18 protein-coding genes and 1 tRNA gene are annotated in these 19,424 nt (G+C 54.5%); 14 read left to right on the forward strand and 5 right to left on the reverse strand.

Annotated elements, in window-relative coordinates; all coding sequences use genetic code 11:
- The first annotated feature begins 46 nt into the window (after positions 1 to 46).
- The 3 genes from FQV43_RS09395 (at position 47) to FQV43_RS09405 (ending at position 2,086) form a co-directional block, all read left to right on the forward strand.
- Positions 47 to 940, forward strand: coding sequence for a metallophosphoesterase (locus tag FQV43_RS09395; RefSeq protein ID WP_146340183.1), 894 nt, complete (start codon positions 47 to 49; stop codon positions 938 to 940).
- An 8-nt stretch (positions 941 to 948) separates the two neighbouring features.
- Positions 949 to 1,022, forward strand: a tRNA-Pro gene (locus tag FQV43_RS09400).
- A 101-nt stretch (positions 1,023 to 1,123) separates the two neighbouring features.
- Positions 1,124 to 2,086, forward strand: coding sequence for an HNH endonuclease signature motif containing protein (locus tag FQV43_RS09405; protein ID WP_146340185.1), 963 nt, complete (start codon positions 1,124 to 1,126; stop codon positions 2,084 to 2,086).
- Here FQV43_RS09405 and FQV43_RS09410 read toward each other — a convergent pair.
- A complete protein-coding gene (locus tag FQV43_RS09410) occupies positions 2,083 to 2,646 on the reverse strand; it encodes a nucleosidase (protein WP_146340187.1) in 564 nt (187 codons plus the stop codon). The genes FQV43_RS09405 and FQV43_RS09410 overlap by 4 nt on opposite strands.
- A 16-nt stretch (positions 2,647 to 2,662) precedes the next feature.
- Here FQV43_RS09410 and FQV43_RS09415 point away from each other — a divergent pair, with 16 nt between their 5' ends.
- Together FQV43_RS09415 and FQV43_RS09420 are read left to right on the forward strand one after the other, a co-directional pair.
- A complete protein-coding gene (locus FQV43_RS09415) occupies positions 2,663 to 3,916 on the forward strand; it encodes an MFS transporter (RefSeq protein ID WP_246846918.1) in 1,254 nt (417 codons plus the stop codon).
- Positions 3,917 to 3,926: 10 nt separating this feature from the next.
- Positions 3,927 to 4,232, forward strand: a complete 306-nt coding sequence (locus tag FQV43_RS09420; protein WP_246846920.1) for a helix-turn-helix transcriptional regulator — start codon at positions 3,927 to 3,929, stop codon at positions 4,230 to 4,232.
- Here FQV43_RS09420 and FQV43_RS09425 read toward each other — a convergent pair.
- The gene (locus FQV43_RS09425) at positions 4,200 to 5,600 is read right to left on the reverse strand and encodes a hypothetical protein (protein ID WP_146340191.1); all 1,401 of its coding nucleotides are present in this window, start codon (positions 5,598 to 5,600) and stop codon (positions 4,200 to 4,202) included. The genes FQV43_RS09420 and FQV43_RS09425 overlap by 33 nt on opposite strands.
- 151 nt (positions 5,601 to 5,751) lie before the next feature.
- Here FQV43_RS09425 and FQV43_RS09430 point away from each other — a divergent pair, with 151 nt between their 5' ends.
- Genes FQV43_RS09430 through FQV43_RS09470 form a run of 9 tightly spaced genes read left to right on the forward strand, consistent with a single transcriptional unit; the run spans position 5,752 to position 14,500 of the window.
- Positions 5,752 to 8,613: a DUF4040 family protein gene (locus FQV43_RS09430; protein ID WP_146340192.1), complete on the forward strand. Its 2,862-nt coding sequence runs from the start codon at positions 5,752 to 5,754 to the stop codon at positions 8,611 to 8,613.
- A complete protein-coding gene (locus FQV43_RS09435) occupies positions 8,610 to 9,011 on the forward strand; it encodes a cation:proton antiporter subunit C (RefSeq protein ID WP_144275097.1) in 402 nt (133 codons plus the stop codon). Before FQV43_RS09430 ends, FQV43_RS09435 begins: the two co-directional genes overlap by 4 nt.
- A complete protein-coding gene (locus FQV43_RS09440) occupies positions 9,011 to 10,513 on the forward strand; it encodes a monovalent cation/H+ antiporter subunit D family protein (protein WP_146340193.1) in 1,503 nt (500 codons plus the stop codon). Before FQV43_RS09435 ends, FQV43_RS09440 begins: the two co-directional genes overlap by 1 nt.
- A 1-nt stretch (position 10,514) precedes the next feature.
- Positions 10,515 to 10,901: a monovalent cation/H+ antiporter subunit E gene (locus FQV43_RS09445; protein ID WP_246846921.1), complete on the forward strand. Its 387-nt coding sequence runs from the start codon at positions 10,515 to 10,517 to the stop codon at positions 10,899 to 10,901.
- A gap of 41 nt (positions 10,902 to 10,942) precedes the next feature.
- Complete coding sequence (locus tag FQV43_RS09450; RefSeq protein ID WP_370511225.1) at positions 10,943 to 11,176, forward strand: cation:proton antiporter; 234 nt, start codon at positions 10,943 to 10,945, stop codon at positions 11,174 to 11,176.
- Positions 11,177 to 11,464 (forward strand): Na+/H+ antiporter subunit G, encoded by a 288-nt coding sequence (locus tag FQV43_RS09455; RefSeq protein ID WP_146340196.1) that lies wholly within the window; start codon positions 11,177 to 11,179, stop codon positions 11,462 to 11,464.
- 11 nt (positions 11,465 to 11,475) lie between these two features.
- Positions 11,476 to 12,465: a BRCT domain-containing protein gene (locus FQV43_RS09460; protein WP_144275089.1), complete on the forward strand. Its 990-nt coding sequence runs from the start codon at positions 11,476 to 11,478 to the stop codon at positions 12,463 to 12,465.
- A gap of 26 nt (positions 12,466 to 12,491) precedes the next feature.
- On the forward strand, positions 12,492 to 13,769 hold the full coding sequence (locus tag FQV43_RS09465) for a MurT ligase domain-containing protein (RefSeq protein WP_146340198.1): 1,278 nt from the start codon (positions 12,492 to 12,494) through the stop codon (positions 13,767 to 13,769).
- Complete coding sequence (locus tag FQV43_RS09470; RefSeq protein WP_144275085.1) at positions 13,766 to 14,500, forward strand: type 1 glutamine amidotransferase; 735 nt, start codon at positions 13,766 to 13,768, stop codon at positions 14,498 to 14,500. The genes FQV43_RS09465 and FQV43_RS09470 overlap by 4 nt, the downstream gene beginning before the upstream one ends.
- Before the next feature lie 32 nt (positions 14,501 to 14,532).
- Here the strand turns inward: FQV43_RS09470 and FQV43_RS09475 are convergent, their stop codons facing one another.
- The 3 genes from FQV43_RS09475 to FQV43_RS09485 all read right to left on the reverse strand — a co-directional run bounded on the left by FQV43_RS09475 (position 14,533) and on the right by FQV43_RS09485 (position 19,420).
- Positions 14,533 to 17,988 carry a bifunctional proline dehydrogenase/L-glutamate gamma-semialdehyde dehydrogenase gene (locus FQV43_RS09475; protein ID WP_146340540.1) on the reverse strand — a complete coding sequence of 1,152 codons (3,456 nt, stop codon included), beginning with the start codon at positions 17,986 to 17,988 and terminating at the stop codon, positions 14,533 to 14,535.
- Positions 17,989 to 18,388: 400 nt separating this feature from the next.
- The gene (locus FQV43_RS09480) at positions 18,389 to 19,045 is read right to left on the reverse strand and encodes a recombination mediator RecR (protein WP_144275081.1); all 657 of its coding nucleotides are present in this window, start codon (positions 19,043 to 19,045) and stop codon (positions 18,389 to 18,391) included.
- A gap of 54 nt (positions 19,046 to 19,099) precedes the next feature.
- Entirely contained in the window at positions 19,100 to 19,420 is a 321-nt protein-coding gene (locus FQV43_RS09485) for a YbaB/EbfC family nucleoid-associated protein (RefSeq protein ID WP_144275079.1), read from the reverse strand.
- Between the last annotated feature and the right edge of the window lie 4 nt (positions 19,421 to 19,424).

Below are 19,424 nucleotides of genomic sequence, written 5' to 3' on the forward strand. Positions count from 1 at the left end.
AGTATCCTAAACACTTTAGAGTTAGCAACAAACAAGGAACATACACATGAGGACACTCCTGGCCGGATTGGGAATCGCCAGTGCCGCAACCACCATATGGGGCATACGCGAATGCGAACAATTTGAGCTCAAAGAAATTACCCTACCCCTGCTAGCCCCCGGCACCTTACGCGGCGCCAAAGACTTCAAGATACTCCACATCAGCGACCTACACATGGTTGCCTCCCAAACCAAAAAACAACAATGGGTCGCCCAACTCGACGCACTGCAACCAGACCTAGTCGTCAACACAGGCGACAACCTCTCCGACCCCAAAGGCGTACCCGGCGTACTACGCGCGCTCAACCCACTGCTCAAGCGCCCAGGCATCTTCGTCTTCGGCAGCAATGACTACTACGCCCCCCGCATGGTCAACCCGCTGACCTATTTGCTCGGCAAAAAACGCAAAGTCAGCAAAATAGAATTACCGTGGCAAGGAATGCGAGCTGCTTTCGTCGAACATGGCTGGTACGACGCCAACCAACGCCGACACGAATTCCAAATCGGACACGTGCGCATTGCCGCCACCGGCGTCGACGACCCACACCACGACCTCGACGACTACACCCAAATCCAAGGCGCACCCCACCACGACGCCGACCTAAGCCTCGCACTCCTCCACTCCCCAGAACCACGCGTACTAGAAAAATTCGAGCAAGACGGCTACATGCTCAGCCTTTCCGGACACACCCACGGCGGGCAAATCTGCCTACCCGGCTCGCGCGCAATCGTGACCAACTGCGGAATCGACCGACGCCGCGCCCAAGGCCTCCACCGCTACGGCAACCTCTGGATGCACGTATCCAATGGGCTCGGCACCTCACGCTACGCACCAGTACGCCTCTTCTGCCGCCCCTCCGCAACACTGCTACGTATCCAAGAGCAGCATTTGCTACAGTAATGAGAACGCGGGATATGGCGCAGCTTGGTAGCGCACCTCGTTCGGGACGAGGGGGTCGCAGGTTCAACTCCTGTTATCCCGACTTGTGAAAAACCTGTGGAAACCAATGGTTATCCACAGGTTTTTCTGTATGCGCATTAGCAACGTGCCGTGCAACCACACCCATGAATTACAGTTACCCCCATGACTCTACTGCACGCTTACCTCAACGCCCATGCACAAGGCATGGCGTTGGTTCAAGCTGCAACAGGAATGGACGCCACGCAGCTCATTGAGCTCGGTGCGGATCGCGCCACCGCCAAAAACCTCAGCAAACTCGCGGAAATCTACTTTGGGAACACCAGCTTCACCAAGTACCAAGCGCAATGCGCAACGAACAGCCATAATCTCAGCGCTCTCATCACCATCGAACGCTACGTCGCACGAGTAAAAAAGGTGCGCGACCAATGGAAATTACGCGAAAAACTCTGCCGCACTCCGGAAAAACACATAGCGCGAGTAGCCAAGCAGCATCTACCTGCCGCTACGCCTAAAGAAGGCATAAAAATCATGCGGCGGGACAACGGGGCACCCATGACCGTATCGCTCACCGGGGCGTCTACTATCCTCGCCGACTTTGTCAGCGCTCTCGACCCACACAATCCCATCGCCTCGCTCAACAATCTGCTTGACGGCAGTGTGGCTCGTCCACAAATACACGCCAATGTGATTGTTCCGCTCGATGCACACACGCGCATCGTCCAAGGCGATAACGACGTCATCCTGCACACTTCCCACGGCGCTACCATGACCGGTGCCGAGTTTGTTGCGCGTCATCTGGCGCAAGAGGGATTCGCCACCTTGGTATCGCCGATGCAGGGGGCGGTAAATCTCTACCGCACCAGCAGGTTCGCGTCGTCGAAGCAGCGTATCATGCTTCAAGCCGAGACGAGCACCTGCGCATGGCCGGGGTGTCGAAAGCCTATTGACCACTGTCAAACGCACCACATCATCGGGTGGAAATACGGTGGCGAAACGAACATAGATAATCTCGTACCGTTGTGCACATATCACAATGGCATCAACGACGACCGAGCCGCGGCGCAAAATACGCCATTCACCACACGCGGGTGGATCGCCAAACGGACCTGGCATCCGCCTAATTAGGCGCGCGCAATTTTTTCGAGTAGCGTCGCCAATTCTTGTGCGCCGTGATCTACTGCGTCACCCCAGATGTCTGCCGATTGTTCATTGGCACTGTCACTGACCTGCTTGATTAGGGTTATAGGGATGCCAAAATGCTGCGCCACCAGGGCGCAGGCGTACCCCTCCATGTCGCACAGCTGTGCCTTGTGCGCAAGACGGGTACGTGTTTGCTCGTCTTGGATGAAAGCGTCTCCCGTGGCGAGGCGCGCCTTGGGCAGGTTTGTGACCGGGGCGAGGTCGATTCCGTTGGTGAAGTGCTGCCTCGTAATGCGTTCGAGGGTGGCGTGGTCGAAATCGTGTTTGTGTACGTGGCTGATTTCATACACACCGTGGTGGCCGTCGACGAGCGCGCCGGCTGTACCAGCGTTGATGATGCGGCTTGGACGTGGCCCATTCGCGAGCGCTTCGGTCAGGCTGATCGCGGCTGCAAGGGTGCCTATTCCGGTGATGAGCAACGGTACGTCTGCGGGCAGGGCTGCCATTTCCTCTTTTGTGGCGGCAACGATGAGTGGTTGGTTCATAGTCGTTTAGTTTAGCTTGCACACCAAAGCTACTAGATTTATAGTAGCTACTAACTTAATAGTAACTGAAGGGATTTTTATGCTACTCATCGTCCTCATCGCGCAATTCATCACCCCCATGTCGATAGCTGGAACCGCCATCGCACTACCACAAATCTCCACCCATTTAGGGGCGCATACCACAGCCCTGCAATGGATTATCAACGGATTCAACCTCGCCTTTGCCCTCAGTGTCCTATTCTGGGGGACCTTAAGCGACAGAATCGGCTACCGGCGCACCTTCACGATTGGTACCGCACTCTTTTCCGCTGGCAGCCTAGTCAGCGCAATCAGCCCTTCCCTACTGCTGATCGACATAGCCCGAATCTTCGCTGGCATCGGCGCGGCAGCAGTGCTCACCGGATCCAGCTCACTCTTGTCCACCGCATTTTCGGGCAGCGCAAGAGACAAAGCCTTCGCCCTATTCGGCACCGTCAATGGCCTGGGGCTTGCCCTTGGCCCCACATTCTCTGGCTTCCTCGTCGACAGTTTGGGGTGGCGCGGAGTTTTTGCAGTGCATGGCTGCATTCTCGGCGCGATCGCGCTCATCTGCCTGTGCACTGAGCTGCTGCCAAAGACCAGCGGCAGCGAAAAAGCCCCGCTTCTCGACCTCTCGCTACTCAAAAATCGGGAGTTTCTTGCCATGTGCCTGGTGCCGGTGGCCGCAGCCATCGGTTTTGTCACGCTTTTGACTTATCTACCCTCGGCGCTCAGCGCTATCACAGCGCTAAGCCCTGGCCGTGCCGGCGTGCTCATGCTCGCCATGACTGCCCCCATTGTCGTCGCACCGCTGGTGATTGCGCGCACCCGCCTGGGCACAAACACGGTCATCTACGCCAGTCTTGCCGCCCTCATCCTGGGCAATTGCGGTCTGCTTTTGTTGTCGGAAGATCGCAGTGTCGCCATCATTATCATTCCTATGATGCTGCTCGGCTGTGGTTTTGGACTCCCCCTCGGGCTTATCGACGCCCATGCGCTCAGCGTCGTCCCGCCACAACGTGCAGGCACAGCCGCTGGGTTACTCAACTTCTTTCGCATTGGCAGCGAAGCGATATTCGTCGCCCTCTATGGGGCATTATTGTCCTTGCTTATCCCCGATAGTGCCACTGCCGCTGGGCAACCAGGACACCCCGATATGTACCACCATGCTTTTACCATGCTCATCACAGGAATTGTCGTGCTCGTCGGGGCGCTCAGCTGCACCATCGTGCTGATTCGACGTCGAGAGTAGTATGGACGGCATGGATGAACACCCACGGCGCGAGGACTTTGACCTCTCAAAGATATTGCATGCTTTATCAGATGAAAATCGACGCCGCGTTATCGTGGAATTAGCGCAGCAACCTGAGGGCACAGAGCAATTCTGTAGTTTCTTCCGTACCCCGTGGGCCCCGTCGACCCGAACGCATCATTTTCGCATTCTGCGCAATGCCGGTCTGATCTGGCAGCGTGACGTCGGCAACGGCAAAATGACCAGGCTGCGTCGCGAGGACATAGACGCTGCCTTCCCCGGACTACTCGATAGCATCATCAGGCACGCTACTTAGTGGTGTACGTGCCAGCAACCGCTCTGCCCCATACGCGGCAGCCACAAACAAAACGATAACGCCTATGCTCACCCACAAAATATGCGGAGCGCCATTGTTTGCAAGCGCACTCAACGCTGCCGTGGGATAGTGCAACGGCATAAGATGTACCAGCACTCGCCAAGCGGCCGTAAGTTCGACACTAGCTGCATGAGTCCACACCCAGCCAACAACCCCCACTTGTACCGCTACCAGCCCAAGGGTGAGCTTTTCGCCACAGATCCGCACCGCCAAAGCCGCACCCACCACAAAAAGACCAGCAACCACTGCCGACGCAGCGGCAATCCCCACGCCAACGCCAACACCAAGCAGGTACACCAACCCACCGGCGATGCTTGCGAGCGTGACAACTGCTAGCGCCATAGTGCGCTTACTTCCCGACCAGCGTCGCAATGCCGCCCCAAGGAGTACCGCAGCAGAGATTAAGAAAGCGTAGAGAGGCGCTAGGGTGCGCACTGATTGTTGTGCCTGTGGAGTCTGCTGCGGTGCGGCAGGCAATGCACGTTGAGCTTGGGCTATCGAATCTTTGGTTTTCTTGGCAAGGCCATCGACTTTATGCGCCCCATCATTAAGCTCGTCGACGCCAGCCAATGCTTGATCAACCCCCGAGGTCAATTCTTGCAGGCCTGCAGCCAGCTGCTGCGAACCAGTGGTTGCCGAGTAGATGCCGTCGTGGAAGCCATAGCCTGGCACGTTGAGTTGATTGGCGAGTTCTCTGGTTCCAGACTTGAGCTCTTCTAGCTGTGCGGTGGTGTTTTGGTCGATAACGAAGTTTTCCACTTGGGCGCGCAAGGTGGTTAGTTGGTCGCGGAACCGCACGATTCTGGGATCGGTGTCGGTTTTGATGTCCTCGAGCATTTGGTCGATTGCGCCGAGCAGCTGCCCACGGATTGCTTCTAACCCTACGAGCTGGCGTGATGCGGATTCAATGCCGTCGGCAATTTTGGTCGCTCCCGCGCCTAGTTGACCAGTGCCGGCTTGGAGCTGCGTCATGCCGTCGGCAAGCTGGGAGGCACTGTCGCTGGCTTTGAGTGCGCCTTGGGATAATTCTTGGGCGCCGTCGGCAAGTTTGGTGGTGCCTTGTGCTAACTGGCCAGTGCCGTTTTTTAAGAAACCAGATTGGCTGCCTGCTTCTAGTGTTGCTTTGCGGGCGAGCGTTAGTGCTTGGGCGTCGGCGGCAGAGTAGCTTGGCGCGGGCGCTGCCTGTGGTTGTTCTTCGCGGCTCCAGATTTGTGCGAAGTCGTCTGTGCCGACGAGGGCATAGATTGCACCAGCGATAAAGGGTAAGCAGAGGATAAGTGCTGCTAGGTATCTGGTTTTTGTGGTCATGTCTGTTGAAGTGTAGTGGATATGTCAGAATTATTTTTAGACGCACCGACACTCCATTTATTATTTTCACTTTTTTCACATAAACCACATTATTTTCATGCAATGTTAGAATAAGCAGAGACAAGTCCAAACTAGGGTATGCGAGGAATCTGTGACTTTAATTTACGTACTAGCACTAGCAGTATTCGCCGTGCTCATCTCGCCCGCAGCAGTGCGAATGTTCAACCGCAAAGCCGGACTCCCCCTCGCCGCCATCTTCCTTGGCGCAGCAGCACTACTCTTTAGCAAACTAGGGCGCATCCTGCATGAACAACCACTAAGCTACACCAAACAATGGATCCCCGACCTACTCGGCTCCGGAGTGGGCATTAACTTCACCCTCAAGGCAGACGCACTCAGCGTCTTTTTTGCTTTACTCGCCCTATGCATCGGCGCAGTGGTCTTTATCTACTCTGCCAGTTACCTCCCCAAACGCTCAGGAAACACCAGCTTCTACACCATCATGAGCGCCTTCATGGCAGCCATCCTCCTCCTCGTGCTTGCCGACGACGCCTTCCTCCTATTCATCGCATGGGAATTAGTCTCACTGGCATCCTTTATGCTCATTGCCCGTTCCGGCGGCAAAGGCGGCGAACTAGGCTCGCAACGCACCCTGGTGCTGACCTTTGTCGGCGGCCTTACCTTACTCATCGCCTTAGCTATCGCAGCCACCCAAGCGCATACCACCAGCATCAGTGGCATTATCCACGCCGACTTCTGGGGCGAAAACCCCCGCTTGAGCGCGATCATTGCCATCTTGATTGCCCTTTCTGCATTTAGTAAATCCGCGCAGCTGCCCTTCCACTTCTGGCTGCCTGAGGCAATGGCAGCAGCCACACCAGTATCTGCATTCCTCCATGCAGCGGCAGTGGTAAAAGCCGGCGTGTACTTGCTCATGCGATTTTCCGCCGTATTCCATAGCACACCGGCGTGGAATTATTTGCTTATCGTCGTCGGTATGGCAACAGCAATTATGGCTGCGCTTTTTGCCATCCAAAAGACCGACCTCAAAAAGCTCACGGCCTATTCCACAGTGTCGCACTTGGGGTGGATTGTTGCCACCATTGGCGTAGGCACCCCCTTTGCCTTGGGGGCAGCATTGGTGCATACCCTGGCGCACGCCTTATTCAAGTCCTCGCTGTTCATGCTCATTGGCGTGGTCGACCACCAAACCGGAACTCGAAAAACCACTCGCCTTGGCAGCTCTTGGCGACGCCTGCCCTTTACCTTCAGCTCAGTGCTCATTGCCACAGCGTCGATGGCTGCACTACCACCTACGATGGGGTTCATCTCCAAAGAAGGAATGCTCGAGGCCTTTAGCGAAGCACCCCTAGGAAACGCAGGGGTCATAGCGCTCCTAGTCGCTGCCGGTCTTGGCGCGCTATGCACATTTACCTATTGCGCGCGCATTGTCTGCGATGGCTTTATCGACGGCGACCGAGACATGAGCGAGGTCAAAGAAGCACCACTGAGCTTGTGGATGCCAGCTGCACTACCTGGCGTGTTATCCCTGCCGTTGGCTTTTGCTGTCAGTAGCTTAAATGAGCCAATCTCTCAGGCAGTTGCAGTGGTGAGCGAAAACCCCCACGCTCATCTTGGACTATGGCATGGCATTAGTATGCCGCTAATGATCAGCACCGTGGTAACCATCCTTGGTGTTGTAGGCATCGTGGTGCGTAAGCGTATTTGGGCAGCGCTCGACGAAAAGAAATTGGCACCACTCAGTGGCAATGAGCTGCTCAATAGGCTCATCAGTCTACTGAGTTATTGCGGCAAAGGGTGCGCCTGGCTTGCCGATACGCTCAGCCCCACCAGACATCTTGGTTATATGTTTGCGTTGATCATTGTATTCGCAGCAAGCGTTACTATTCCTGGATTGATTCGCGGTGGCGTCGATGGCTTTCCTCTGCCGGCACGCCTGGGCACTGACTACCCCATTGACATTCTGGTGTTAGTGCTGATCTTGGGCACTGTTTTTGGTTTGGTACGGGCCAAAAAGCGAATTAGCGCGGTGGTCTTTACCAGTGGTGTAGGTGTTGCGGTCACTTTGCAAATTCTTGTATTGGGCGCGCCCGACGTAGCGCTCACGCAATTTATGGTTGAGGCTTTGGTCATCGTAATCATGATGCTGGTGATTAGACAGCAGCCAGATACCTTCCACCCGCAACACACGCGCAGCAAAGTAACTGCCGCAGTTATTGCACTAGGCGTTGGCGTCGCCACTTTCCTCGCTGTGTATGTGCTTGTTGGTAGGCGAGAGCGCAGCGAACTTGGTATGTGGTATCTGGAGCAAGCACCAAAAATCACTAATGGCGATAACGTGGTCAATACGATTCTGGTGGAGTTCAGAGCGCTCGACACCATGGGTGAACTTTCGGTACTTGGCATGGCTGCCATTGTGATTGCCGCAGTTGTTACCTCCATGCCACGCTATCCTTTTGCCAAGGGCACCCACCCCAAGCCGCTCAAAAATGCGCAGCGCAATGCCATTCCTTTGCGTATGCTCCTGCGCATTCTTACTCCGCTGCTGCTCATTCTGAGTGCACTGGTGTTTTGGCGTGGTCATTCAAGCCCTGGCGGTGGGTTCATTGCAGCGCTCATTGCTGGTGGCGCGCTCATGTTTTCGTATCTTGCCAAGGACAAAGACCAGCACATTTTCCCGATCAAGCTGCCGGTGTACCTCACTGGGGCAGGTATTCTCATTGCGCTAGGGGCAGGTTTTATTGGTTTGCTCGGTGGTTCTTTCCTCTATGCGTTCCACGGTCATTGGCTCGGGCAGCACTGGACTACCGCAATGATCTTCGACGTCGGCGTGTACTTGGCGGTGATCGGTATGCTTTCTATGGCTATCAATGCCCTTGGTGGCTATTTGCGCCCCGGAATGGAGTATCAGGATCTCAATTTCACCAGGCAGGATTCTCCGCTGGGATCTCCACCCAAGATTGAAAGGATTGGACAGGAGGGCGAGCTATGATTTTGGCATTGAGTATCGCTATTTTGATGGCAGGCGGCGTGTACCTGGTATTACAGCGTGGTATGTTGCGCATTATTTTGGGCATGACGCTCATCAGCCACGCCACCAACCTGCTGATTTTGAGCGTGGGAGTTCCTGCCTGGCGCGGCGAACCCTTCCCAAGCCTCACCCCGCTTACCGAGGCCGCCGACCCAGTGCCGCAGGCTTTTGTCCTCACCGCCATTGTGATCGCTATGGCAACCACCACGTATATGCTTACCTTGGCCGGGTTAGGGCGTTCCGACGACACTCTCGCCGAGGAAGTGGCCGATGAAGATTCCCCGCTACAAACTTTGGGACGCTCCACTAGCAGTGCCGAATTAGTGGCAGAACAAGCTACCAAGGAGGCAGATCGCTAATGGGTTCACTCTTAACACTCTTTCTCGCTATCCCCCTAGCCTGTGTTGCCCTGGCGACGATACTGCCCTGGCGGTGGGCTCGTGACGGTTTAGCATTACTCACTCCCCTTGGTACTGCCCTCGCAGGTGTCTGGCTCTTTGCTTATACGGCAGCGCATGGGATTCTGGGGCACTCCGTTGGCCTTTATATTGGTGAAGTGGCGATTACTTTCGTCGCTGATCGCTTGAGCGCCATCATGATTGTGGTGGCGTCGATAGTTACTTTTGCCTCGAATTGGTTTGCGATCGTCGCTGGTGAAACTCTCTCGCGGTTTTATTCCGCACTCTCCCTCATGCTTCTCAGTGGTGTTATGGGTGGCTTGCTCACCGCCGATTTATTTAACTTCTTCGTTTTTATTGAGGTCATGCTGCTGCCGAGCTATGGGCTCATGGCTATGACTGGCACATGGGCACGACTATCTGCTGGACGCACTTTCGTACTGGTCAATCTCGCCACCTCTACCCTGCTATTGATCGGCGTCTGCATTGTCTATGGGGTCAGCGGCACGGTCAATATCGCATTGCTGCGCGGTACTGCAGCAGGCAACGGACCTATGGTCGTAGCAATGGGAATCGTAGTCATTGCTTTGGTAATTAAAGCGGGTCTTTTCCCTGTGCATACCTGGCTACCGCGTTCCTATCCAGCGACGTCAGCCTCAGTGATGGGTCTGTTCTCTGGGCTGCACACAAAAGTGGCGGTCTATATGCTGCTGCGTATCTATGTCATCATCTTTGACCTTAGCGCTCGTTGGATATGGCTGATCACTGCCGTGTGCGTAGCATCCATGCTCGTTGGTTCTTTCGCAGGGCTTGGCGAGAACTCAATGCGCCGTGTCCTGGCTTATCAAATGGTTGGCGGTATGCCTTTTATCGTCATTACCTTTGCATTTAGCGCAGGCACCGATAATGCAATAATGGTGCTTGCCGCCGGCATCTTCTACGCAATTCACCATATGGTTACCGTCGGCTCGCTCATCCTCACGGCGGGGGCGCTGGAAGAAACCTATGGCACTGACTTGCTCAGCCGACTCTCCGGGATAGCCAAGCGCGACCCGTGGGTAGCGGCAGTCTTTGCGGCAGGTTCCCTGTCGGTTATTGGTTTCCCGCCTTTTTCTGGACTCTGGGGCAAAGTGGGCGTTGTCCTCGGTGTTGCCGGGGCGCATAACGAGCAAGCATGGTTTGTGCTGGCGGTGATTGCAGTGGCCAGCTTCGGCGCTTTCTTAGCTATGCTGCGACTATGGCGCACAGTCTTTTGGGGAGCAGAGATGAACCGTGAGCGAATCCCGCATAATCTACACGTCCCAGCACGTCGATTAGCTCCTGGCGCAACCCTCATTGTGGTATCTTTCCTCATGTTCTGTGCTGCCGGTTTTGTGGTCGACAGTACCCAGGGCGCAGCTCGGGACTTGCTCAATACCAAAGATTACGCACAAGCAGTATTGTCCCAGGAAGGAGCCCACTGAGGTGAAAAAAATTCCGCATTTCTTTGGTTATGCCTTGTGGCTTATCTGGCAGATCATTCTCGCCACCTGGGTGGTTACCTGGGATGTGCTCACTGGCTCTAAAAAAGTTGATCCCTGCGTCGTGCATTATCCGCTGCGGGTCACTACCCCCGGTTATCTCACCGCTTTCTCAGCGTCTATCACCATTACCCCGGGCACGTTGTCACTCTCTTTTATCGACGACACCCACCTTGCAGTTCATGCAGTACACGGCAGCAATCCACAAGAGGTACTTGCTGATCTTGCGCATATGGAAGAAAAACTCGCGCCACATATTCGTGGCATCAAACACGACCTCGACCAAGCCCCCGTTTTCTATCCTGCACCAACCCCAGGAGAACACCACTAATGTCTACTTTTCTCACCTATGCGCTCTATGTATCTTTTGCCATGATTGCGCTTTCGCTACTGCTCTGCTTACTGTTGATGCTCAAAACTAAAGATCAGCTCAGCATTGCGGTTATTGCCGATATGCTGTTCTATGCCATGATCGGCTGCTATATCGTGTGGTCATTTTTTGGTCGCACCCAGATTGCCTATGAGGTGATTTTCCTGGCAGCGATCGTCGGCGGCACACTACCGACGATCTCCGTAGCTCGTATTATCTCCAAGGGGCGCAGATAAATGATATTAGAAATTATTGCTGCACTATGTGCGATACTCGCAGGGATATTGATGCTCACCACTGCCATTGCACTATGGCGCGCACCTGATGCCTTAAGCAGAGTAAACCTTTTAGGACCTGCCACTGGCGTGGCTGTACCTGCGCTTATTGTGGCTAAGCTGTGCGTCGACGGTGGTAGCGTTGGGGAGATCATTCGCGGTATCCTTGCCATTTGTGCTTTTTGGGTTGTGCTCGCGATTGGTTCCTTTATCATGGGGCGCTCGCTTTATGGGCTTACTCAGGATTAGGATAAGAAAACATGACTGATGATCTCGTCGCTTTGACGATAAAAGCATCGGGTATCCACCCCTCTACGTCGCGCGCAATAATTATTGACGCGCTCAGCTTTGATGAGGACGGACAAGAAGTAGGGCGATTCTACGCAGTGCTCAACCCAGGCACTGACCCAGGGCCGACACATCTGCATGGGCTCAGCCATGAACAAGTACAGCACGGAAAAAGATTTTCCCATATCCTCAAACCACTCGGGCGCTTTATCGACGGCAAAACACTCATCGTGCATAATGCGCCAACCACATGGGGATTTATTGTTTCGGAGGCGCGTCGAGCAATGAGTAGCGCCGCCAGAGCAAACCGCGCGCGAGGCAGAAATAGGCGACGCCAGCGAGTAGGTCATATCCCCGTGCCAGAAAAAATCATTGACACCCTCGCTACTGCCCGCAGGCAAGGACTGGATATAGCAGACACTCGGATTCGTTCCGTAGCACAGGCACTCGGGGTGGAAAGCACTCCGGCGCACGCAAGTCTGGCACGCGCCGCACAAAAAGCAGCGGAAACCATTAGAGAAGAAACCAGACTCTGCGCGCGCATTTACTTTGTCGAGGACGCGCGTGGTGAAGTGGTCAGCATGACCCCAGACTCACTGTGCCCCGACCGATTTGGCTTGCAACGCAGCGAGATACGCGTCGATGCCATGAACGCACCACGCCCCTTTACCAACCCCGGGGTCTACAGCACCACCACTGGATTAGTGCAAGGAATGGAAGTAGTAATCACCCCAGAGATTACTGCTGATCCCGATGAGCTTATTGCCGCCGCCGTACGCGAAGGGCTTGCCTACTCCGAAAAAATTACGCGCGCATCCAGCGTGGTGGTCTGCAATAAAAAAGCAGATTGGACGGGCAAAGCCATGCACGCTATGCGCAAAGGAATTCCGCTGCTCAGCGACACAGAGTTCCTCGACGCAGTCACACAGGTCGCCCCTGGGGTTTTGGTACATGATAGTTAGCTTTTCGGCGACTACACTTAGCGAGCATGAGTTCATCTCTTTTTCAACGAGCACGTACTGAACTTGCGATACGTGCAGCACAATTAGCCACCGTTGCTTCTCGAGCAACAGGGCGCGGATCAGGCGGCATGATCGGCGGGTTAGTTGCCGAAAAAATTGATCCCGATATTATGCGCTCACTGGGCAATGATCGCCCAGTCGCCATTGTGACTGGCACGAATGGTAAATCTACTACCACTCGAATGCTTGCCCGTGCCGTGCGTAGCGCACACAGTGTTGCCACCAATGAGGGGGGCGACAACATGGATGCAGGCATCATCTCTGCACTGCTGGCAGGAAAAAATGCCAGCCATATTGTGCTAGAAGTAGATGAGTTGCACGTGCCTGCCGTCGCGAGGCGGCTCAAACCACAGTGTTTGGTATTGCTGAATCTTTCTAGGGATCAGCTCGATCGCGTTGGTGAAATCAACAAAATTGAGCGTGCGCTGCGGGATTGTGTTGCGGAAAATCCACAGATGACCGTCGTCGCTAATTGCGACGATGTTCTGGTCACTTCCGTCGCCCTAGAGGCACAGCACGTGGTGTGGGTTTCTGCTGGTGCTGGCTGGTTTGGCGACGCGGTTTCCTGCCCACGCACTGGTGGGCATATTGTGCATGAAAAGCCGCATTGGTATGCGGCAAAACCACTAGAGTCAGGCGCACGGTTCGAGCGCCCACAGCCTGATTGGGCAATCGATCACGATGGCGTGCACAGTCCTGGTGGCGCAACCACTGCCTTGGAATTAAAATTGCCGGGGCAAGCGAATAGAGGAAATGCCACCCAGGCCATTGCCGCAGCTGTGGAATGCTTTGACATTGGGCTAGCGCAGGCTGTTCAGGCAGTGGCAGAAGTCGACGATGTGGCTGGTCGCTATTCCACGTACACGCTTGGAGAGCACCAAGTACATTTATTGCTCGCTAAAAACCCTGCTGGGTGGCAGGAAGCGCTCTCTATGGTCGATCGCAGTGCTGAAGGACTGGTGATTGCGGTCAATGGGCAAGTTGCCGATGGCGAGGATCTTTCTTGGCTCTGGGATGTGCAATTCGAGGATCTCGCCCAGCTCGATGTCAAAGCAGCTGGGGAACGCGGCACTGACCTAGCAGTACGCCTGACCTATGCCTCCGTGCACCATGAATTAGTCAAGGACCCGCTCAAAGCTATCCGCGCCTGCCCGCCTGGGCGCGTGGAGGTGTTGGCAAATTACACGGCTTTCCGCGATCTCAAAAAAGCAATCGACCATGAGCTAAAGGAGAAGAACTCATGAGTACCTTGTCCATTGGTTTAGTATTGCCCGATGTACTAGGCACCTATGGCGACGACGGTAATGCCCTGGTGCTGCGCCAACGCGCCAGAATGCGTGGCATTGATGCCGAGATTGTCACTGTTCACCTTGGTCAAGCAGTGCCCGAGCACCTGGATCTCTACTGCCTTGGCGGCGGCGAGGACACTGCACAGATTTTGGCAGTTGAGCACTTGGCCAAGGAGAAAGGCTTGCAGCGGGCGGTGCGCAATAATGCGCCAGTGTTGGCTATTTGCGCTGGGTTTCAGATCCTCGGCGAGTCGTTTAGGGCAGGTGGCAAAATTATTGATGGTTTGGGGCTTATCGACGCCACCACAGTGTCTATGCAGCGGCGTGCTATTGGCGAAGTGCGTTCCACCCCCGCACTGAGCGAATTATCCGAACCGCTGACTGGTTTTGAGAACCACATGGGTGCCACTATTTTAGGTGCCGACGCCACTGCGCTGGGTACGGTGAGCAAAGGAATTGGCAACGCCGACGCCTACGCGGTGGAAGAAACCGGCGCACCTAGTGAGCAGAAAGTAGCCGAGGGCGCTATTCAAGGTAGCGTTTTGGGCACCTATATGCATGGTCCTGTTTTGGCTCGAAACCCTGAGCTTGCGGATTTGTTATTGGCGCGCGCCTTGGGTACGCACCTTGAACCTTTGGATTTGCCGGTGGTAGACCAATTGCGTAAAGAGCGCTTGGCTCAATAAGAAAAGCTCCAGGTTTCCCTGGAGCTTTTGTGTTACTTTTGCAAAACGCCGAAGCGGTGGCGGGTTGTGGATACTGCCTGTTCTAGGAGGAAGTACAGCAACTCACGACGGCCGTCGGCAAGCACTGGCGCATCGAGAATCACAGAGGAAGACTCCACGGCACTGCTGTAGAGCTGCTCAGGTACCTCGCCAATGGCACGAATGCGTTGGAAGGAGGTGCCTGCAACACTAGCTGCGAACTCTTCATCAGAAATGACCTCTACTGGCACTGGTAGCTGCTCAGCTACCTCAGCAGCTGCTGAGAATACAGTTTCGGTGCCGCTGAGTTGCGCCGCCAATTTCAGGCGCAGAATCTCCACTGCACGAGCGCCTGCACCAACGCGTACTTTAAGTGGCGCAAGCAATGGGCGGTAGCGGAATACATTGGACTCGCTACGTAGCGCGGTGCGGTCATGTTCTACTCCGAACTCTTCACGCCATGCGATTGCGTCGAGACGCGCAGCTGCGTCGAGGAAAGCGCGATCTTCTTCGCTAAGCTCGACTTGGCGAGTAAGCTCACGCAAGGTACGTGCGATTTCTGGATCCAAGGTAGTAGCTGGGATATTGTCCAAGTCGCCGTCGCGCCATGTACCCTGCTGGGCTACGTAGTTTGGTCCGCCTGCTTTCGCACCTTGGCCAATGGCGGAGTTCTTCCAGCCGCCGAAGGATTGGCGTTGCACGATTGCGCCAGTGATACCACGGTTGATATAAGCGTTACCCACCTCAACGTGCTCACGCCAATATGCGATTTCTTCTTCGTCGAGAGAGTGCAAGCCGCCAGTGAGTCCGTATCCTGTGGCGTTTTGGAGCTTAACGGCTTCTTCGAGAGTCTTAGCGCGCATAATGCCCAGCACTGGACCGAAGCACTCATTGGTGTGGTACCAAGAGCCTGGTGCGACGTTGTCACGCACGCCTGGTGACCATAGGGTGCCTTCTTCGTTGAGTTTCTTGGGCTGGATGAGCCATTTCTCACCTGGCTCAAGGGTGGTCAAACCACGCAGTAGTTTTTCACCTGGAGCTTCGATGACACCATTCATGGTGGTGGTGATGTCGGTACCATAGCCGACTTTGAGGGTGTTCACTGCGTCGAGCAGCTGTCCCATGAAACGCTCTGATTCTCCTACGCTACCGACGAGGATAACCAAAGAAGCAGCGGAACATTTCTGGCCTGCGTGTCCGAATGCGGAGCGGTAAACGTCGTTCACTGCCAAATCTGGGTCGGCTGCCGGGGTGACCACAATCGCGTTCTTACCGGAAGTTTCTGCGTTGATAACCATCTTTGGTTTCCAGCCGCGGAATAGTTTTGCGGTATCGGATGCGCCGGTGAGGATCACGGAATCGACATCTTCATGGGATACGAGCCTGCGTCCTGCTTCTGCTTCATCAGCGTTGATGAGCTGGACAAGATCGGTGTCCACACCCGCTGCTGTCAAGGCGCGGTGCACGGCTGCGATGGCTACCTCTGCACAGCGCACTACCTGCGGCGCTGGTTTGATGATGACTGCGGAGCCAGCAGCAAGGGCGGCGAATACACCGCCGAGTGGGATTGCCACTGGGAAGTTCCACGGTGGAGTGATAACTGCCACCTTGTATGGGGTGAATACGCTTCGGCTGTGTTCAAGCGCGCGAGCTGACTCGGCGTAGTACACGGCGAAGTCGATTGCCTCAGAAATCTCTGGGTCGGCTTCCGCGACGGTCTTGCCTGATTCATGGGTCATGACGCTGATAAGCTCGCCGCGTGCGTCGGCAAGTGCGTCGCCGATTGTCTCTAGGATATGAGCGCGCTCTTTGGCACTTAGCGCTGCCCACTGTTGCGCCTGAGCTACTGCGGTAGCTACTGCGGTGTCGATTTCAGCAGGGTCGGTAATGACTGGCGATACCACTTCACCTGGGTCTTTGCTTAAACAATCCAGTGCCCATTCGCGGTTTTGTCCCAATGATGGGTCGGTGTCTGGTTCGTTGATGAACCCGCCAGGACGAGAATGAGACTGTCGACCGGACTCCGTCAATCGGTTCTGGGTGCGGTTAGGTCCGGCAAAAGTGCTCCAGCGGTCGCGTACTGCATTGCGGAAGCGTAGCTCTTGATCCTCGAGAGGAGTGAGGTGATCAGGACCTTCTACCTCTGGGGCGAAGAGTGCATAGAGGAAGTTTTGTTTCTCGCCATTTTCTTCCAGACGACGTACCAAGTAGGACACAGCAACGTCGAAGTCTTCTTCGTGAACCACTGGGGTGTAGAGAATAAGCCCACCGACGACTTCCTTCACTGCACGAGATTGCGCAGGTGCCATACCCTGTAGCATCTCGATGTCGAGCTGCTTATTGACGCCACGAGCTGTGGCAAGTTCATGGGCGATGGCCACGGTGTAGAGGTTGTGCGAGGCAACACCAATGCGCACATTTTCTGCGTGTTCTGGCTGCAGAATGTAGTCCAGGAGTCGAAGATAGTTCGCATCTACTTCTTCTTTGGTGTGGTATGGTGCTTGCTCCCAATCGTGGATTTCCGCATCAACGCGTTCCATTGAAAGGTTTGCACCCTTAACCAGGCGAATTTTAATTCCTGCACCGCCTTGCGCGCGACGCTGCTTGGCAAACTCAGCAAGTTGCACGAGTGCGTCGAAAGTATCTGGCAGATACGCCTGCAATACGATACCGGCTTCAAGGTCAAGGAATTCTTCTTCCGAGAGCAATTCGGTAAAGAGTTTGATGGTCAGGTGAAGATCCTTGTACTCCTCCATGTCCATGTTGATGAAGGCGTGTGGGCTGCGCTTTTTGGCTTCGCGGTACAGTGGACGCAAGCGGTCTTTGAGGCGTTCGGTATTGCCTTCAATATCCCAAGGATTCAATTGGGCGCACACGCTTGATGCTTTGATCGACGCGTAGGTAACCAATGGGTTTGCCAATAGTTGACGAGTGCGCTCAAGGCGTGACTTTGCTTCTTTTTCGCCGAGCACTGCCTCACCGAGAAGGTTGAGGTTGAGCTGGAATCCATCAGCTTTTGCTTTGGCAAGCATTGCGTTGAGGGCTTTGCCTTCTGCGTCGAGCACAAGGTGCCCAACCATTTGGCGCATACGCTTGCGAGCCAGTGGCATAACCAGTTTTGGTGCCAGTGGTGCTACGAGAGAACCAGCGGTTACTAATCCTTTGTCGATTGCGCCGATGAAGTCAGGGAGAGTTGAGCCTTCGGCGAAGGGACTAGCGAGCCGACTCAGTTCTTTTGCAGCAACTTTATTGTCTTCAGGGCGTGCTACGCGGTCGACGAATCCCATGGTGAATTGGATGCCGTCGGCGTCGCGTACCAAAGCCGCAAGCTGTTCGGTGGACTGTGCTTCTTTTTTAGAGGCAGCGTTATTGGTTACCGCTAACCATTCTTGAGCACGGACAACTGCTTTTTCGACAACATTGTCAAGATCTGCTGCATTAGCAATAGGGGTATTTGCAGGAGTAGTCATCATTATTTCTTTCATGAACTAATGTACATTCACTGGCACTGTGCCACGGCAGCATGAACTGCTGGCATAGTTGAAGTGAAATGTGAATAAAACTGATGGTGATACCGGCAAGGAGTGCCTGGGTATCAAGATTTTGCTAAGAAATGTTAGACAACAGGTGGGCGATCAGAGACATGACGTTCACGGTCACGAGTGTTCACTAGCGCCAGCCTCTCTTTCAGTACCCGAATTATCAACCTTCGGTGATAAGTACACACGAATTGAGGTGAGTATAAGCAGCAATAGAGAACTCAAACAACACACAGAACTCACCCTTGCCTTATTTTTACCCCCGCACAACAAAAACACGCAGTTAAATGGCGTTTCCACTCAAAGGTGATGGTGTAAAAATACCCCCAAACTAGAGTCGTAATCTACCGCTAAGGGCACGCGAAAGAGTAAGTTCATCCACAAATTCCAGGTCGCCTCCCAGGGGCATACCAGATGCTAGACGAGAAACCACTAGACCAGGAAACTCTTTGATAAGGCGCACCAGGTAGCTTGCGGTTGCTTCGCCTTCGGTGTTGGGGTCAGTGGCAAGAATAACCTCGCTGACGGTTGGGGGATCGTCGTATAGCGGGGTGGCTTCGGTCGAGTCTGCCAGTTCTCGGTCTGGCAAGGTGCCACCGATTCTTTGTAGGAGTTGTGTGATATTGAGCTGCTGTGGACCGATATTGGCTAGCGGGTCGAGGGAGCCACCGAGCACATGGTATCTGCCGTGGTATTCACCGGTTCTTTCGATGACTTGGATGTCTTTTGGTTCTTCTACCACGCAGATTATGGTGCCGTCGCGCCCTGAGTCGGCACAGATGCGGCATACGTCTTCGCGAGAAACATTGCAGCAGATTCGACAGAAGCTCACACCGTCGCGTACTGCGGCGAGGGCATCACGCAGGCGATCAATATCTGCTGCTTCTTGGTTGAGAAGGTGAAAAGCAATGCGTTGTGCACTTTTAGGTCCAATGCCTGGCAAACGCGAAAATTCGTCTATGAGATCTTGCAGGGGACCTTCATACACTTGGCTTTTCCTCTTTTCTTGGTTTCTGGTTTCTCAGCGTGTGGGTTAAGGGGCTTAGAACATTGATCCCATGCCGTCGAGCCCTTGGGAGAGTGGTCCCATTTTTTGTTCTGCCAGGCTGCTGAGTTTGCTGTGCGCATCAGCAAAAGCACCCACGACGAGGTCTTGTAGTGTTTCTGGATCTTCTGGGTCAATAACCTGCGGGTCGATAGTCACGCTGCTGACTTTTCCATCACCCACAAGATCAATGCTCACAAGCCCATTCCCTGCGGTACCTGTGACTGTGGAGTTGAGGATTTCCTGCTGGGCTTCTTGCAATTTTGCTTGCATTTGCTGTGCTTGGGCAAGCAGTTGAGACATATCTGGCTGAGTCATAGTT

Source organism: Corynebacterium sp. sy039 (assembly GCF_007904105.1).
Taxonomy (GTDB): domain Bacteria; phylum Actinomycetota; class Actinomycetes; order Mycobacteriales; family Mycobacteriaceae; genus Corynebacterium.

What these genes read in the sequence shown, in the direction of transcription:
- FQV43_RS09395 (WP_146340183.1), top strand. Translation starts at nt 47, where the DNA reads ATGAGGACACTCCTGGCCGGATTGGGAATCGCCAGTGCCGCAACCACC.
- FQV43_RS09405 (WP_146340185.1), top strand. Translation starts at nt 1,124, where the DNA reads ATGACTCTACTGCACGCTTACCTCAACGCCCATGCACAAGGCATGGCG.
- FQV43_RS09410 (WP_146340187.1), bottom strand. Translation starts at nt 2,646, where the DNA reads ATGAACCAACCACTCATCGTTGCCGCCACAAAAGAGGAAATGGCAGCC.
- FQV43_RS09420 (WP_246846920.1), top strand. Translation starts at nt 3,927, where the DNA reads ATGGATGAACACCCACGGCGCGAGGACTTTGACCTCTCAAAGATATTG.
- FQV43_RS09425 (WP_146340191.1), bottom strand. Translation starts at nt 5,600, where the DNA reads ATGACCACAAAAACCAGATACCTAGCAGCACTTATCCTCTGCTTACCC.
- FQV43_RS09435 (WP_144275097.1), top strand. Translation starts at nt 8,610, where the DNA reads ATGATTTTGGCATTGAGTATCGCTATTTTGATGGCAGGCGGCGTGTAC.
- FQV43_RS09440 (WP_146340193.1), top strand. Translation starts at nt 9,011, where the DNA reads ATGGGTTCACTCTTAACACTCTTTCTCGCTATCCCCCTAGCCTGTGTT.
- FQV43_RS09450 (WP_370511225.1), top strand. Translation starts at nt 10,943, where the DNA reads ATGATTGCGCTTTCGCTACTGCTCTGCTTACTGTTGATGCTCAAAACT.
- FQV43_RS09455 (WP_146340196.1), top strand. Translation starts at nt 11,177, where the DNA reads ATGATATTAGAAATTATTGCTGCACTATGTGCGATACTCGCAGGGATA.
- FQV43_RS09460 (WP_144275089.1), top strand. Translation starts at nt 11,476, where the DNA reads ATGACTGATGATCTCGTCGCTTTGACGATAAAAGCATCGGGTATCCAC.
- FQV43_RS09465 (WP_146340198.1), top strand. Translation starts at nt 12,492, where the DNA reads ATGAGTTCATCTCTTTTTCAACGAGCACGTACTGAACTTGCGATACGT.
- FQV43_RS09470 (WP_144275085.1), top strand. Translation starts at nt 13,766, where the DNA reads ATGAGTACCTTGTCCATTGGTTTAGTATTGCCCGATGTACTAGGCACC.
- FQV43_RS09475 (WP_146340540.1), bottom strand. Translation starts at nt 17,988, where the DNA reads ATGACTACTCCTGCAAATACCCCTATTGCTAATGCAGCAGATCTTGAC.
- FQV43_RS09485 (WP_144275079.1), bottom strand. Translation starts at nt 19,420, where the DNA reads ATGACTCAGCCAGATATGTCTCAACTGCTTGCCCAAGCACAGCAAATG.